We start from the raw sequence: 15,384 nt of genomic DNA, 5'->3' as shown, positions 1-15,384 counted from the left end.
CTCCCTGAATGTGTCTACTCAAAGGCATTTTGCCACTGACACGTGGAGATGGTGTCTGCGAAAAAGGAAAGTACATCGTGAGTTAACATGGGCGGGTTTCGCCCGCCCATGTTAACTCATTAGAATGCGAAGTCTAACCTTGCGGTGAAGAAGTCTTCGGTTTGCGTGGGGTCACCCACAAGATTCTGACGGCTGCTCGAATATTCTACATGTACCGCGATGTTATCCTTGATGTAGTACCTTGCGCCAAGCGTCAAGCGCGTGACTTCCTCAATACCGGTTACTTCGTCCGGGTTCACGAGGTCGTAGCGCGCAAACGCAACCAGGTCAAAAGCCGGCCAATAGCTGAGTTCAGCAAAGCCACCGCTGAACTCGACATCCGAGGATGTGTCCCATAGCTCCTTGTCATCCTTGCCGATAAGGTACTGTAGCGCCAGATTCCATTGGCGGAAGTTGAGGCTCGCATCCGCACCCAACCGGTAGAAGCCTTTCTGAGAATTGGTGGAGAACATCAGATCCGGCTTGGCTTGCCCGAAGTATCCGACCACTCCAACCCGTTGCCCTGCGGTCTGTCCTTCACCCTGACCGAACACTTTTGACAGGCGCAAATAGAGGTCGGACGGGGCGTCGCCTCCATTCGTTTCCGAGCCGTTAATCCATCCCACCGCATACTTTAACCCGGTGTAGTCGTATCCATATAGTTCGATACCGGTCTGAGTGTCTGAAAAGGGCGAGCCACCGGGGAATGCGAAGTCATATATCTCAATCGGCGAGAAGCTGAACTCGCGTTTGACACTGAAGGCAACATACGCCGGCTCGAAACGTCCGATACGCAGATTCAGCCAGCTACTCCCCAAATTACTGAATACAACATTAGCCATCTCCAGCGTGCCGGGTTGAGCCACAACGCCTCTCGACCCTCTAATCTCAGGAGGATAGATCATCAAATATCCGACGTTCTGCTTGAAGAGTCCTCCCGAAAGAAGGTCTAGACCGTTTAATTGGAACTGATTGACGTCTTCGGCGTCTTTTACATGGTTAAATTTATCATAGTTATAACCAGTGCTCGCGCGTGCTGCAAACGGGGCTGGGCCTTCGAAGACAGTCTTCTCATCGTTCTCGCGCCCTGGGAGTTGATACCCGTTCTGCCGGAAGCGTACGCCATAATCATTCAACCTTGGGTAGCCTGAGTGGCAGTTCATGCACATCAGCCCATACTTGCGTTCGAATACAGGAATGGCCCTTACGGGCGGCGCGCAAGAGAGCAAAAACCCCAGCGCCACAAGCAGCGTGCATAATTTGAGCATTCTCATTTCGCGCCTCCTTTCATCATCTCTTCTAATTCCTGCGCTGTAAGCTCAGGATTGGGCAGCTCCGGCACAGCTACCACTGGGCTTGTTCCGCTCAATGCCTTTAGGAACTCAACGAGCTCCCGCTTCTCCTGTTTGGTCAGAGCCAGCGGCACCATCGCTTTGTCTAGGTAGGGATTTCGCACGCCGCCACGGTCATAGAACTCGATAACCGCCTCCAATGTAGCTTCGGAACCGTCATGCATATAAGGCGCGGTCTGGGCGATGTTCCTCAATCTCTGCGTTAGAAAGGCGCCTGTATCGGTTGCATCCTTTGTGACGACCACTCTGCCCATATCTTTGAACTTGCCGTTCGCGAATCCGACCCCCAAGTTGTGGAAGCGCGAGTCGCTGAACGAAGGTCCGCTATGGCAGGTCATGCAGTGGCCTTTCCCCATAAATACCTTCATCCCCCGCATGGCCGAGCGGCTCATCGCCATCCTCTCGCCCGCAAGATACTTATCATAAGGGGAGTCGTTCACGACTATCGTTCGTTCGAATGCCGCAATTGCCATAGCCATGCCAGCGATAGTCGGCTTCATCCCAAACACTTGTTCGAACTGCTGCACATAGCCCGGGATGAGACTTAGTCTGCCTTCTAATTGAGGTATGGTCAGGTCCATCTCGATCGGATTCTGTACCGGTCCGACCGCTTGTTTTTCTAGATGCTGCGCTCGCCCGTCCCAAAACTGAGGCACAGTGTATGCCGCATTGATGACCGAAGGCGAGTTTCGCCCGCCTTTCTGGTGGCCTACCCCCTCCGATACCGGTGTCGTATCGGCCCAAGCAGCATCAGGCTTGTGACAACTGGCGCACGAGATCGTGCCGTCAGAGGATAAGCGACCATCGAAGTAAAGCTGTTTACCCAGCCGAACCTTAGCGTCCGTCTGTGGGTTGTCAGTAGGAAATTGAACTGAAGGAAGCGGCCCATTAGCCAGAAACCGCCCCTGAGCATGCAGCGTTGGCACAGGCAGAACCGCCAACACAGCCAGCAATCCAGAGGCCAACAACATCAGGGCGAAACCTTTTCTCATGTGCAAAGCAACACCTCCAAGTATCTTTAGAGAAGCCGCCATAGCTGCAACAACTCTCCGCCGGCTACTCTAACACTATTGTAAACAAGTTGCATCCAATTGTCAACTACTTTATTTCACTCCACGAGGCCATATTCGAGAAAGGTGCCCATTCTCGTCCGTTTATGCCACAATACGGACGATATGTCAGAGCTTCGGTGGCATCCTTTATTGCAGGAATGGGTTATAACGGCTACTCACCGGCAGGAGCGAACATTCTTCCCGCCGGATGATTACTGTCCGCTATGTCCGACCAAACAGGGGGGATTTCCAACCGAAGTGCCTTTGGATGACTATAAGATTGTTGTTTTCGAGAACAAATTTCCCTCATTAAGAAGTAACTCTGAACCTGCAGTCACATCAACGGACTATTCACCTGTTCGTCCAGCCGATGGGGTTTGTGAAGTGATCTGCTATACCCCCGACCACCAGGCGACCCTTTCTGATTTATCAGTTGAGCATATCGAACGACTGGTTGAGGTTTGGACAGACCGATTTCAAGAGCTTAGCGCTCGGCCTGAAGTCGAATATGTCTTTATATTCGAGAACAAAGGCAAGGAAATCGGAGTTACCCTCAATCACCCTCACGGCCAAATCTATGCCTATCCCTTCATCCCGCCAAAAGTCGCTATCGAGCTAGCTGGTAGCTTGAAGTGGTTCAAAGAGCATGGAGAGTGCTTGATGTGCCACATCGTCGAATCTGAGATTGTTGAAGGTACGCGGATTGTCGAAACCAACGATACTTGGGTAAGTTTTGTCCCCTTCTTTGCCCGTTATCCCTATGAAGTCTATGTGACGCCCCGCACCCATCTCGGCTCGCTCAGTGATTTCAGCCCACAAGAGAAAAAAGATTTTGCTCGAATTTTAAAAAGCATCGCTCAAAAATACGACCGTCTTTTTGGGTTCTCATTGCCCTATATGATGGTAATGCATCAAACCCCTAGCGATGGCGGCGAATATGGGCATTATCACTTCCATGTCGAGTTCTATCCGCCTCATCGGGATGCGAATAAATTGAAGTATCTGGCCGGTTCAGAAGCAGGCGCAGGAGCATTTATCAACGACATCCTCCCCGAAGAAACCGCCGAACGCCTCCGCAAGCTATAACTCTCTTTCCCCTTGACCCGAGAATTGAATTAGGGTACGATAATGTCGTTATGCGGGTGTAGCTCAATGGTAGAGCTCCAGCCTTCCAAGCTGATCATGCGGGTTCGATTCCCGCCACCCGCTTTTTTCTATTTGTGGTAGTCGCTAGGAGCAGGATTACCAGATATTGTGTTCTCTTGGATTTAGTTGCTAAAAGAAACTCGATAAGCTGGTAGTCTAGCAACCTTCGAATCTTTCTTCCAATCTCAACCGCCATCCCCAACCTCCAAAATTAGTGTGATTCCATAGGATTAGAATGTACGTACAGACGGATTAGCGCCTTTCATCTCGCGCGGGGCACCATGTGACTGTAGTTTATCACCAATCTGAACGCAGTAGCCGTGCTTGACGAAGAGAGTGACAAAGAAATAAATAGAGTAACATAAAAACTGATAGGTTATTTTTTTGTTTGCTTCCTGAGCATTCTTTATGGAGGAGCTAGTCAATGACACTGCCGATAAATCAGATTTTAAAAGGTGATTGTGTCGAAGTAATGAATTCATTACCAGAAAAATCTATAGATTTAATATTTGCTGATCCACCTTACAATCTACAACTTAAGAATGATCTACATCGACCCAATATGACCAAAGTAGACGCCGTAAATGACGAATGGGATCAATATGCTTCTTTTGCTGCTTACGATGATTTCACTCGAAAATGGTTAACTGCTTGCAAGCGAATCTTGAAACCATCGGGATCGATTTGGGTAATTGGTTCATATCATAATATTTTTCGAGTTGGGACAATCATGCAGGATTTAGGATTTTGGATGCTAAATGATGTGATTTGGTTGAAGAATAATCCAATGCCAAATTTTAGAGGAGTTCGTTTCACGAACGCACATGAAACTTTGATTTGGGCAAGTACTGGTCAAGGCGCACGTTATACTTTTAATCACCATGCCATGAAGGAACTTAACGAAGAAAAACAAATGCGAAGTGATTGGTGGTTGCTTTCACTTGCAACAGGATCAGAACGCTTGAAAGACGAGAATGGAGAAAAAGCTCACTCGACACAAAAACCACAATCACTATTGTATAGGGTCATTCTTTCTTCAAGTAATCCTAATGATGTCGTATTAGACCCCTTCTTTGGTAGTGGAACTACTGGGGCAGTAGCAAAGACTTTACATCGTAGCTGGATAGGTATCGAACGGGAAGAGAAATATATTCCATTGGCACAGAAAAGGATTGATGCAATATCTCCAGGTTTATTTGATATGCCAACATTTGAAGTAGGAAGTCAAAAACAATTAGCCCCTAGAGTAGACTTTTCGGTCTTAGTTGAAAACTGTTACTTGCACCCAGGACAACTCCTATATTTTCGAAAAGTTTTATCAAAGCATGCTTCTATAAAACCTGATTCCCGTATTCGAACCTTTGATGGTTTCGAAGGTTCAATCCATAAAGCCGGCAGTCATTTTATGAATGGCTCGCCTTGCAATGGATGGGATCATTGGTTTATTAAAGAGGATGGACAATTGATTGCTCTAGACACAATTCGACAACGTTTTCTTAAAGAAAAGGGGTTAATTTAGTCATGAACGATCAAGTAAAATCCACCATTCGAAAAACTGTGCTCGAAATGCTCAGTAACAGCACTTCGAGCAAAAATATAAATAGCATGATGGAGAAGCACTTTGAAAAAGTACATTATGAATTAGTACCGATTATTTATTATTTCAATTCAACAAAAAGATATGGCCCGATTCATACTCCATCAAGGAATATTATGCGTGGGCCTCAACTTTTCGAAGCTTTTCCCTCAGTGCCAACATGGATGAAACAGCCATCTCTGTATAATTAGTGTAGAGGGCACAGGAGGCTTAGATTGTTTCAACGACAAGTAACAGCAACTAAGAGGCTTATTGCCCAATCACTTTTATTACTACTTCCGTATAATCCGAAATGGAACTCACCCTCCCTTTCGAGGTGTCCCTAAAGTCCCTGTCACATCCAAGACGTTTATGGGGGTGAAAGGGAGAGTGCAATACCTTTATCGCTGTTTCCGTTTGGGAAAAGCAATTTTCAATTCCTTCTTATTACTTCGCCGGTAAAGTTATTTAAGTGTTTCGACCTGTCCAGTAAAGCGATAGTAAACGCTCTAACTGAATACGTCGTATCCTTCGCCGGAAAATGCGCGACGCAATAATCCCGGCAACAGACCCACCAGCGATAAGCGCTGCTGCAATAACAGCAGTTACTTCCAAAAACTCAAAAGGCATTCCTTTGCCTCTCTATTGGCTCCCTAGACCGAATTTCGGCCCAATGCATCATCCCTATGCGGATTCGGGAGGTAATCCTACCTAAGGAAAGTATAGCGAGCTGTATATAAATTGTCAACAAGCGAGAGGAATTTTTGCGAAAACGGCATTCTTAGAAAACAGATTTAGCTTCAAATGAAAACTATTTTCTTAAAACTAGTATAATTACCTGGAGAAAAGTGTCCGTTTTTGCCTCCCTAAAGCGAATATGTATAATGACTGGTTTGATGGCGTTGATAATTAGCTGGGGAGGGTGCTTCAGTTAAGAACAGCGTTTCCCTTTCCGGGGAAGGCAGCCAGTGCGATTATCACCCATAGATAAAAAGATTTGATCAGACAGAATTTTTAGGCAAGACCGAGCTTTGTTCTCCTTTTGGCGGTCTTGCCAATTTCTTTTTTTCCGCTTCTAATTACGCGACATTAATCCATTCCATCAACAAACAATGCCTGAGCTTTAAGTACGAAGCACGATCAGGGACAGAGAAGCTTGAAGTCAGAGATCAAATATCAAATAATGTCCCCCTTAGAAAAGGGGGACATCGAGTTGGTTTTAGATGTTTTGTTATTGATTAAGGATTAGGGGCATTCCGTCTTTGCCGCCGATTACTATGATTTTCGCATTGGGCGATCCGGCTAACTTTTCGGTAGCTTCGATGCCTTTCCATTTCAGCAGCTTATCCGTTACCCCTGTGCCGACAATTCTCTGATAATCAGCAATGCCCTGTGCCTCGATACGCTTTTTCTGCGCTTCTTTTTTGGCAATGATCAGAGTGAATTCCATCGATTCGGATTCCTGTTGATTACTTATCTTTTGCTCGACAGCTTGTCTTACGGTATCTGGAAGCGACACATTGCGAATAAGCACATTTTGAACGATTACCGGTTCACCTTTAATTCCTTCGTTCCTTTCAAAGGTCTGTTGAAGCGTTCTTGAAAACTCGCTAGCGACTGCCTCTTGAAGGCTCTTGCGTTGTGTGCTATAAGCTTCTTGTGCCGTAAACTGGGCAAATGCGTTGCGAACAGCCGTTCGAGCTGCAGGTCGGATGACTACATTCTCACATGCTTCCTGATTACCAACTGACTTGTAGAGCCAGCCGGAATGAGCGGATGAAATACGATAAGCAATGGATATATCGACTGGAAGCGAAAGGCCATCGCTTGAGATAACGGTAATACTATCATCTCCTTGCTTCACTCCTTCACCCGGAGCGATGGACATTGTGTAATCTTGAGTTCGGACCGACATATGTTCGATCTCGATAAGGGGGTTTACAAAATGCAGCCCGCTCGAAAGCTGCCAATCCTGTACCTTTCCGAAAATGATCGGAATACCGACGTAGCCGGCATCGATAATTTTTATAAAAGAGGAGAGGATCAGAAAGATAGAGAATGCGCCGATTAGTATCGCGGCGAGTGAAAAGCGTTTTCCTTGCCCTTCACGCACTTTATCATACTTACGTGAGGTCATAACAAAAAATATCACAACAATGAGGCCGAAAATGCCCCAAATTCCCGATGACATAGAACACCTCCATACATAGTTGACTTAATATAACTTATTTCGACATAAGCTAGTGTATTCCTTCTTCGGTGTATTAATATATAGAGAGTAACCCCGCACCGATTTTTTACGTATATCAGATACTACTTGTCATTTCGACAATGGGAAGGACTTGAATTCGATGAATAAAGAAGAAAAAATAAATAAGAACGCTCAGGAATGGAAAGAAGAACTGACGCCTGAGCAATATCATATCTTGAGAGAACGAGGCACCGAAAGCCCATTTACGGGTGAGTATTGCAACTTAACCGAGGACGGAAATTATGCATGCGCGGGTTGCAGCGAGGTGCTGTTTTCTTCAGATTCTAAATACGATTCACACTGTGGCTGGCCTAGCTTCTGGGATGCGGTCGATCATTCTAAGATCGAATTACGCGATGACGATAGTTTGGGGAAGCATCGTGTGGAAGTATTATGTTCACGATGCGGCGGTCATCTTGGGCATGTTTTCGATGATGGGCCCAATCCAACCGGAATAAGATATTGCATTAATTCCGCCTCGCTCAACTTCCGTAAAGAAAAAAAGTAGAAATTAACCGACTTGACACTTCTAAGGCTTGGGGACAATAATAGGTTGGATATTTTTCCGAGTCTTTTTACATCTGAACTTGCATTTTTCTAATAGGTGATATTGAATGACCCCTGTTTTTATTTCTACCTGGTGGCATGGGATAAATTGTATTGAAACAGCAAGCAAGGAATGGTCATGCTCCGGCAATCTTCTTGATTGCGTTGAAGTGGGGATTGCCGCTGTTGAGTTCGATCCGACTTCACATTCTGTTGGACTTGGTGGTCTGCCGAATGCAGATGGTGAAGTGGAGCTCGATGCAGCCATCATGGTTGGCGATACTCTTGCTGCAGGGGGAGTGGCGGGTGTTCGCAATATTCTGCCTGTGATTTCAGTCGCCCGCCGAGTGATGGAAGATACGCCGCATATCATGCTCGTAGGCGATAATGCCCAGCGATTTGCCATTTCAAAAGGCTTCGAACCGCGACCTCTGCTGACCGATCACACTATCAATCGCTGGCATGAGTGGCAGGCCGATCCTGAGGCTGAACTTTTGACTGGCGGTGACGGGGAACCTGAAAACCACGATACCATCTGCCTATTGGCTATGCATGAAGGTCATTTCATTGCGGGAACTTCATCAAGCGGTAAAAAGTGGAAGATTCCCGGTCGTGTTGGCGATTCTCCCATATTTGGCGCTGGATTATATGCCGATGACCAAGCGGGTGCAGCGGCGGCGACTGGGGTTGGCGAAGAAATCTGGCGTTTTGTCATGAGTTATCAAACGGTCCAAAACATGCGAATGGGTATGAGCGCTCAACAGGCATGTGAAGCAAGTATTAAACAAATGCTCGAACGAAAGCCCGATAACAATAGAATCGAATGTGGCGTCATCGCCATCGACCGTCAAGGCAACCCCGGCTCCGCCACCACCTGGCCCGATTTCATCGCCCCTGCACTAGTAAACGGTAAGTTCAACGAAAACAAAGTAAAGTTTATCAGTTTATAAGAAGGTGTTGGGGAACCCGCAAGATTCCGAACTTGAATTAAAAGATGTGTTTGGTTTTTCCGGGTCGTACCTCGTGTTTAGTGTATAGATCCAGTCTGATTTCTCCTCCGTAATTTGAACTGCGCACTGCGTTTTCCTAACACCTTTCTCTGCAGTGGCATGGAGGGGTAGACTAAAGAGAATAGAAACGGAGCCAAAAGTTGCGCATTTTGTTTTTTGGAGATATCGTTGGGCGGCCTGGACGAAATGGTGTCGCCTCGATGTTGCCTGTATGGCAGCAGGAGTTCTCGCCGGATATTATCATTGCAAACGGGGAAAATGCGGCGGGGGGGATGGGAATCACCCCTGATATTGCCACAGAAATCTTCGCTGACGGCGTTGATGTTATTACCCTCGGCAATCATGTTTGGCAAAAAAGAGATATCGTATCGATGCTCGATGAGGACCCGCGTATCATTCGACCGGCGAATTATCCGCCGGGTGTTCCTGGTAGAGGTTGGGGAGTTTTTAAAGTTAGTCAGGAAAAAGGGACACATCCGCCGTTGGCAATCGTCAATTTAGTAGGGCGGGTCTTTATGGAAGATTACGACGACCCATTTCGCGGTGTTGATGTCATCTTGGATGAAATCGATACCCCTTTAATCCTGGTAGACTTTCATGCGGAAGCTACTTCCGAAAAAATGGCTTTTGGTTTTCATGTGGATGGTCGGGTAAGCGCTGTTATTGGCACCCATACCCACGTTCAAACTGCCGATGAACGGATATTGGCCGAGGGTACGGCTTATATCACCGATGTGGGGATGTGCGGTCCGCTCGACTCGGTTATCGGCATGAATAAAGAGATTATCCTGAAGAAGTTTTTAACGTTGATGCCGGCGCGGTTTGAGGTGGCTTCGGGAGACCCGATTGTTAGCGCTGTGGTGATTGAATTGGATGATCGAAGCGGCAAAGCCGTTAGTATTACTCGTCTGAACAAACGCATGGTGAAGTCGCTAAAAGATTATTGAGCCGATTTATGAAATTAGGAGGAATTGGATTATGCCTATCGGTCGTTTTTCGTTTATGCTTTTGGCAATCTTGATTGCGGCAGCCGCATTGGCTGTTGATATCGACATTTACGGCGGTCATGACTTGGCGTCAAATGGGATTACCGCTACTGAATGGGGCAGTGGCGTTGTTGAGCAAAGTTCTGATGTAGTTTTAGGCGAGAAATCACTTAAAATCACCACAAAAGGCTTTTATTCAGGCGTATCACTGACTTTTGCCACCCCTATTGATGTCTCAGCGGCGGCTATCGATTCTTCAAACTTATTCGTTTTCAGCCTTTACCTAATTGATAGCTCCAGTAGCGGCTCCAATCCTTCGGTCAATCCCTATAGCGGCTCAGCTTCATCAGTTAAACCCATGAAATTGCTGCGGGCAACAATCATGACTGATGATAACAAACGAACCGAGATTTATGTTCCTGTCGTGGCGAAAAAGGGCGGGGCGGGCTGGTCCTCTTATGGTATCCCGTTGACCGCATTCCCTAATTTCGCAGCAACCAGTCGAAAAATCAAACAGTTATGCGTATTTGGTGACATTCCCGCGACCTTCTACCTAGGTCAAATTAGAGTTGCGAGTGACAGTACTTCAATTTCAGTCGACGCCTATGGGAATGAAGGGCTTAAGGAAATAAACATTGCCAATAACGATGTGGCGCTTCTTTGGGCAGTAGGAGATGCCGGCCCCTCCATCATTAAATACACCTGGGATTTCGATGAAACCGATGGCTTCCAAGAGGAGGCAGAGGGTGCGACTATCGAGCATTCTTTCCGAAAACCGGGAACCTTTGTAGTGACGGTCAAAGCATCCGACCGCTTCGGCACAAAAAAGGAAGCAACTTCAAAGATAACCGTAAAAGTAGCGCCTTAAGATTAAAGCGACGGCACGACAGCTTAGTCAAGTTAAAGCTGGTGCATTAGTACTCATCTGTTAGAGTGCTTTCTGGAGCTTTACATGAACAAGAAATTAGCAATTGGCTTATTCATCATTCTGCCAGTCTTAGTAGGATTAATTGTTCTAAATGAGAAAAGGCCAGACTGGGAATATAATAATGCTGAGCGCGAAATGCGCAAACAATTAGCGAATGCTCATCTTATTGGGAATACCCCTCAACAAGTTATTGCGTATTTAGATCAACATAGCATATCGCATTCGCCGTACTTTTCGAAAAGGTGCGGAGCACCGGAAAATGATCATGATTTTCGAACCATTAGAGCGAATAGTGCTGTAATCGCAAGAGGCTTCAATATCACATGGGGTCCTTTTTCATGTGAAATGTATACAATATTCCACTTTGATAAGAATAATCGATTACAGAACTATGAGTTTAAGCAAGTATTAGACTGCATGTAATTTATACTCAGATTTAACCATGGCTTTATCTATGACTGGGTGAGGAACCGAATCGGATTGAATTTGTTTAAATCAGTTTCCGTATAACCGGATGCTGGTTTATTTGCTTTTCCCCCCGCAAAGACACGGTAAAGGAGTGAACGAGACATTAGCTTTAGCTTGAGTTTGTGTAGTTAGGGTAAAATGTTTCCCTATTATGAAAGTACGAAAGGCAACCGTGGGCGATGTGCCCGCTATGCAGCAATTAGTCAATAAATTCGCGGACAAGGGCGATATGCTTCATCGCAGCTTGATTGAGCTTTACGAAAATGTTCGTGACTTTTTCGTGATCGAGGTCGATAGCAAAGTGGTTGCATGCGCCGCGCTCCATATCTCCTGGGAAGATCTTGCTGAAGTCAAATCATTGGCAGTAGCTGAAGATAATCAGGGAAAGGGTTGGGGCACCGTTCTGGTCGAAGCTTGTCTTGAAGAAGCCAAAACGCTTGATATCCCCCGTGTGTTCGCGCTCACATTCAAACCCAATTTTTTCGAAAAGTTCGGTTTTACCGTTGCAGAACGCTCTTCTTTCCCCCGCAAAATCTGGACCGAGTGCATCTATTGCCCCAAATATCCCGATTGCAACGAAGTAGCGGTTATTCTCCAACTCCTACCCACTGCTACAACACCATCCCTTTCCGATAGCTTAATGCCTTAGGTAGCGATCAGTCCCGCAGCGCTGGTTTTGGGTCTTTCGCTTAATCATATACTTCCTCCATCCGGTCTTCCTCCCTTCCCAGCCCGAATTCGGGAGAGGGTTTTCGAAAAGACTGTTTAAATGAGAGAATTTAGCTAAATTCTGAAGGTCTTATGGGTAAATGGGGTTTTGGGGTTGTTTGATGGTGAGTTACCAGATATAATTTGGATTAGCGCGAATTCCGCAAGAATCTGCAAGCGAAATTTCCTTAAGGCTGAGGCATTTATCAGGGACGCCGTCAAAATACAAATTTGCTGTTTTGAATTCATGGCGGACAAACGGACTAATACTTCGAGGGCGCGAAGCGGTGATTGAGGCGACAATCAGATGGATTGGACAAACGCACAGTTTTACCACAACTTAGGTTCCTTGTTACTGTCACGTTTTTTTGATGTAGCGGTTGTTTCCGTTGTCGTCTATCGCCTGCTCCTATTAGCTCGCGGCACTCGTGCTTGGCAGATTATGTGGGGAATCGGTTTATTCGTTCTTGCGTTGTGGGTGAGCGAACACTTCCACCTTCTAACCCTCCATTGGCTTCTTGATAAAGGGGTTACCTTGGGGCCGGTTGCCGTGGTTATTCTTCTTTATCCCGAACTCAGGCAGGCCTTAGAGCAATTTGGTCGTTTGGGTTTCTGGCGTCGGAGTTTTGGGGTAACAAGTGATGAGCAGAATGCCCAAGCAGTTGATGAAGTGCTCCTCGCTGTTGCCGAGATGGCGAGCCGCCGTATGGGTGCGTTAATCGTTTTCGAGCGTATTAATCGAATCGACCCGATTGCCGAAAGCGGCGTGATTATTAATGCCCAGATCACCTCTCGCCTTCTAAAAGCAATTTTTTATCCCGGCAACCCATTGCATGATGGCGCTGTAGTGATCCGAGGCGATCGCATTCTTGCCGCAGCGTGTCAGCTTCCGATGTCTGAAAGCCCGCTTGATTCGGTGCTGCACATGAGACACCGAGCGGCATTAGGGATTGCCGAAGAAAGTGATGCCCTTTGCGTTGTGGTTTCGGAAGAGCGAGGGCAAATATCAATTTCAGCCGAGGGGATCCTCCAAAGAGGTGTTACCCTTGATCAACTCAGAGACACTTTGCTTCAAGTTTATCGATTACCCTCTGCCTCGCTTGCGCCGCTTTTAAAGCTGCGAAGGCAAGTGGATAAGGCAGTCGCGAAAGTAAGGAACAGGTCAGGTACCGATGTTGGAGAGGCTTAAGTACAACTGGATCGAAAAGCTCGCAGCAGTGGGGATCACGCTGGTGCTCTTATTCTACGTTCAAAGCGTGACGAACCCAACGGTTCAGCGCGCCTTTTCCGTTCCCCTTGAATTCATTGATAAACCAGTGAATGCCCTGGTCCGAAATCAAGATATGCGTGTCACAATCAATGTCAACGGCGAAAAAGCAGACGTTGACGCCGTTCAAGCGGGCGATATTCATGCCTATGTCTCTTTGAGAAACGCCCGTTTAGGAGTGCAGGAGTTGTCGATTAAGACACGGAAACCTGAAACGCTTGCGTTGGTAACCCTGATTCCGGCTGAGCCGACCGTACGGATTGATTTAAGTCAAATGGTAAGTAAAAGGTTGCCGATTCGAGTGGATTGGATTGACCAACCGGATGGTGATTACTCTGTTTCAAGCCCTGTTCATTTATCACCTTCTTCAGCGACAATTAACGGTTGGAAGGATCAGGTCGACGGCATTGAGAGTTTGCGAGTTCAAATTGACTTAAAGACCGCAAAAGGCAACGTGAAAGAGGATTATCCTATCCTTGCATTCGACCAGTCAGGAGTGCAGGTCTCTTCCACACAGTTAAAAGTAACGCCTGAAAGCTCCCAGGTGCAATTCTCTCTCGCACCTTTGTTAATGTCGCAAACTCTTACCGTTATCGTTCCCAGTACGGGCCAACCGCGTTATCCTAATTCGGTGAGTGATATTCAGTGGATGCCAAAGCAAGTGATAGCCAACGGAGAGAGAAGAATATTAGGTTCGATGACGGTAATCCGTACAGAACCTGTGGCGCTTGATAACTTAACCGGAAATTTGGAACTTGAAAAGCTATTAATTATCCCAAAAGGGGTCGTGATCGAAGGCGCTTCATCCGTTAAAGTCTCTATTACCATTAAGCACAATGGAAGTTCACCTCCACCCCCAAAACCGAAAACTGAAATACCGTAGTACGCACTACGCACTTAAAACTATGCATCTGATAAAACATACAACTTTGGATATTCGGCCGGCGCGGAATGAGGAGCTTGAAGAGCTTCTCGTTGTTTTGTGTGCGAGTTTCAATTTAAATCTCGATGCGGCGCGGGCGCTTTTTTATGAAGACCCTTTGTTCCAACTTGATCATAAATGGATTGCCAGTGACGGTAAGCGTATCGTATCGACCCTTACTTTAATCCCTGTTCCAATGCGAGTTGGGAATGCGATCGTTTCGTCTGCCGGCATTGCAGGGGTAGCGACTCATCCGGACTTTCGCAGTATGGGTTATGCAAGCGCGCTGCTTGAGGAATGTCTCAGACAATTACCAAAGATGGGTTATGTCGCTGCCGGTTTAATTCCCGTTCAATATGGTTTCTACCGACGGTTTGGGTTTGAAATGGCTGCTACGACAACCTCTCTTCGCTTATCGCCAGCCTCTCTTCCCAGATATATAGAAGGGACTGATTGCCGCCGAATGAATGTGGAGGATGAAGAAGACGTTAAAATCATTCATGAAGCTTCAACGAAAGGGCGTACAGGAATCATTGAAAGGGATGAAACGCGCTGGCGTTTCCTCTTTTGGAACAATCGTCAACGTATCGTTTGGGGCAATCCCGTTCAGGCGTATCTTATTTATGAACTTGGCTATGACCAGGAAACGATCATAAAAGTTCGCGAAATGTTCTGGTCGACTGATGCCGGACGAAGAGGGGTAATTGGCTTCCTTGGACGAAACGAAGAACGCGCGGCTAAGATTGAATACATTGGTTGGCATGAAGATGTGCGTGCACTATCAGAAGTCGGGCTAGAATCAAAACCGAATGATCCGAACGTGTCGCTCATCGAAATGCGGGAAATGCCGAGCTTTATGTGGCGTATCGTCGATTTCCCGGGCGCGTTGCGTGCGATTTCTTCCAACTTCCCAAAAGACATGCCTACACTAACTTTGCAAGTTGACGACCCCGCTTTAGAATGGAATAGGCTGCCTGTAGTGTTGCCCTCCCTTGAGGTGCTTCCAACCAAGGCCAAAATCAACGCACAAATGGACATTCAAACTTTCTCGCAGCTTCACCTCGGTTTGATCGACCCGGGTCAAGCCTATGCATCCCGCCTACTAAAAGCCGATACCCCCCAAACCCTAGAAA

General features: G+C 46.7%; 16 protein-coding genes and 1 tRNA gene. 12 read left to right on the top strand and 5 right to left on the bottom strand.

Annotated features, from left to right (window positions below):
* Positions 1 to 119: 119 nt before the first annotated feature.
* Together WCO51_02385 and WCO51_02380 are read right to left on the bottom strand one after the other, a co-directional pair.
* Complete coding sequence (locus tag WCO51_02385) at positions 120 to 1,313, bottom strand: hypothetical protein (protein ID MEI6512104.1); 1,194 nt, start codon at positions 1,311 to 1,313, stop codon at positions 120 to 122.
* Positions 1,310 to 2,425 carry a cytochrome c peroxidase gene (locus WCO51_02380; GenBank protein ID MEI6512103.1) on the bottom strand — a complete coding sequence of 372 codons (1,116 nt, stop codon included), beginning with the start codon at positions 2,423 to 2,425 and terminating at the stop codon, positions 1,310 to 1,312. The genes WCO51_02385 and WCO51_02380 overlap by 4 nt, the downstream gene beginning before the upstream one ends.
* A 141-nt stretch (positions 2,426 to 2,566) precedes the next feature.
* On the opposite strand from WCO51_02380, the gene galT reads away from it, so the two are divergent.
* A complete protein-coding gene (galT, locus tag WCO51_02375; protein MEI6512102.1) occupies positions 2,567 to 3,529 on the top strand; it encodes a galactose-1-phosphate uridylyltransferase in 963 nt (320 codons plus the stop codon).
* A gap of 52 nt (positions 3,530 to 3,581) precedes the next feature.
* A tRNA-Gly gene (locus WCO51_02370) sits at positions 3,582 to 3,652 on the top strand.
* Here the strand turns inward: WCO51_02370 and WCO51_02365 are convergent.
* Entirely contained in the window at positions 3,624 to 3,785 is a 162-nt protein-coding gene (locus WCO51_02365; protein ID MEI6512101.1) for a hypothetical protein, read from the bottom strand. The two genes, WCO51_02370 and WCO51_02365, sit on opposite strands and share 29 nt — an antisense overlap.
* Positions 3,786 to 4,013: 228 nt before the next feature.
* Here WCO51_02365 and WCO51_02360 point away from each other — a divergent pair, with 228 nt between their 5' ends.
* Entirely contained in the window at positions 4,014 to 5,108 is a 1,095-nt protein-coding gene (locus tag WCO51_02360) for a DNA methyltransferase (GenBank protein MEI6512100.1), read from the top strand.
* A gap of 525 nt (positions 5,109 to 5,633) precedes the next feature.
* On the opposite strand, the gene WCO51_02355 is transcribed toward WCO51_02360, so the two are convergent.
* Together WCO51_02355 and WCO51_02350 are read right to left on the bottom strand one after the other, a co-directional pair.
* Positions 5,634 to 5,795 carry a hypothetical protein gene (locus WCO51_02355; GenBank protein MEI6512099.1) on the bottom strand — a complete coding sequence of 54 codons (162 nt, stop codon included), beginning with the start codon at positions 5,793 to 5,795 and terminating at the stop codon, positions 5,634 to 5,636.
* Between the two features lie 601 nt (positions 5,796 to 6,396).
* On the bottom strand, positions 6,397 to 7,356 hold the full coding sequence (locus tag WCO51_02350) for a prohibitin family protein (GenBank protein ID MEI6512098.1): 960 nt from the start codon (positions 7,354 to 7,356) through the stop codon (positions 6,397 to 6,399).
* 160 nt (positions 7,357 to 7,516) lie between these two features.
* On the opposite strand from WCO51_02350, the gene msrB reads away from it, so the two are divergent.
* The 9 genes from msrB to WCO51_02305 all read left to right on the top strand — a co-directional run.
* Positions 7,517 to 7,924, top strand: coding sequence for a peptide-methionine (R)-S-oxide reductase MsrB (gene msrB, locus WCO51_02345; GenBank protein ID MEI6512097.1), 408 nt, complete (start codon positions 7,517 to 7,519; stop codon positions 7,922 to 7,924).
* A gap of 106 nt (positions 7,925 to 8,030) precedes the next feature.
* Complete coding sequence (locus WCO51_02340; GenBank protein MEI6512096.1) at positions 8,031 to 8,912, top strand: N(4)-(beta-N-acetylglucosaminyl)-L-asparaginase; 882 nt, start codon at positions 8,031 to 8,033, stop codon at positions 8,910 to 8,912.
* A 200-nt stretch (positions 8,913 to 9,112) separates the two neighbouring features.
* Positions 9,113 to 9,919, top strand: coding sequence for a TIGR00282 family metallophosphoesterase (locus tag WCO51_02335; protein ID MEI6512095.1), 807 nt, complete (start codon positions 9,113 to 9,115; stop codon positions 9,917 to 9,919).
* A 31-nt stretch (positions 9,920 to 9,950) separates the two neighbouring features.
* Positions 9,951 to 10,826 carry a PKD domain-containing protein gene (locus WCO51_02330; GenBank protein ID MEI6512094.1) on the top strand — a complete coding sequence of 292 codons (876 nt, stop codon included), beginning with the start codon at positions 9,951 to 9,953 and terminating at the stop codon, positions 10,824 to 10,826.
* Between the two features lie 84 nt (positions 10,827 to 10,910).
* Positions 10,911 to 11,309: a hypothetical protein gene (locus tag WCO51_02325; protein ID MEI6512093.1), complete on the top strand. Its 399-nt coding sequence runs from the start codon at positions 10,911 to 10,913 to the stop codon at positions 11,307 to 11,309.
* Positions 11,310 to 11,505: 196 nt separating this feature from the next.
* Positions 11,506 to 12,003, top strand: coding sequence for an N-acetyltransferase (locus tag WCO51_02320; GenBank protein ID MEI6512092.1), 498 nt, complete (start codon positions 11,506 to 11,508; stop codon positions 12,001 to 12,003).
* A 366-nt stretch (positions 12,004 to 12,369) separates the two neighbouring features.
* On the top strand, positions 12,370 to 13,251 hold the full coding sequence (cdaA, locus tag WCO51_02315; GenBank protein MEI6512091.1) for a diadenylate cyclase CdaA: 882 nt from the start codon (positions 12,370 to 12,372) through the stop codon (positions 13,249 to 13,251).
* On the top strand, positions 13,235 to 14,212 hold the full coding sequence (locus tag WCO51_02310) for a CdaR family protein (GenBank protein MEI6512090.1): 978 nt from the start codon (positions 13,235 to 13,237) through the stop codon (positions 14,210 to 14,212). Before cdaA ends, WCO51_02310 begins: the two co-directional genes overlap by 17 nt.
* A gap of 22 nt (positions 14,213 to 14,234) precedes the next feature.
* A partial coding sequence (locus WCO51_02305; GenBank protein MEI6512089.1) for a GNAT family N-acetyltransferase occupies positions 14,235 to 15,384 on the top strand: 1,150 nt, incomplete at its 3' end.

It is taken from the genome of bacterium, from assembly GCA_037131655.1.
Taxonomy (GTDB): domain Bacteria; phylum Armatimonadota; class Fimbriimonadia; order Fimbriimonadales; family JBAXQP01; genus JBAXQP01.
The sequence above is the reverse complement of the archived record's forward strand: the minus strand, read 5'-3'. Positions and strand labels throughout refer to the sequence as shown.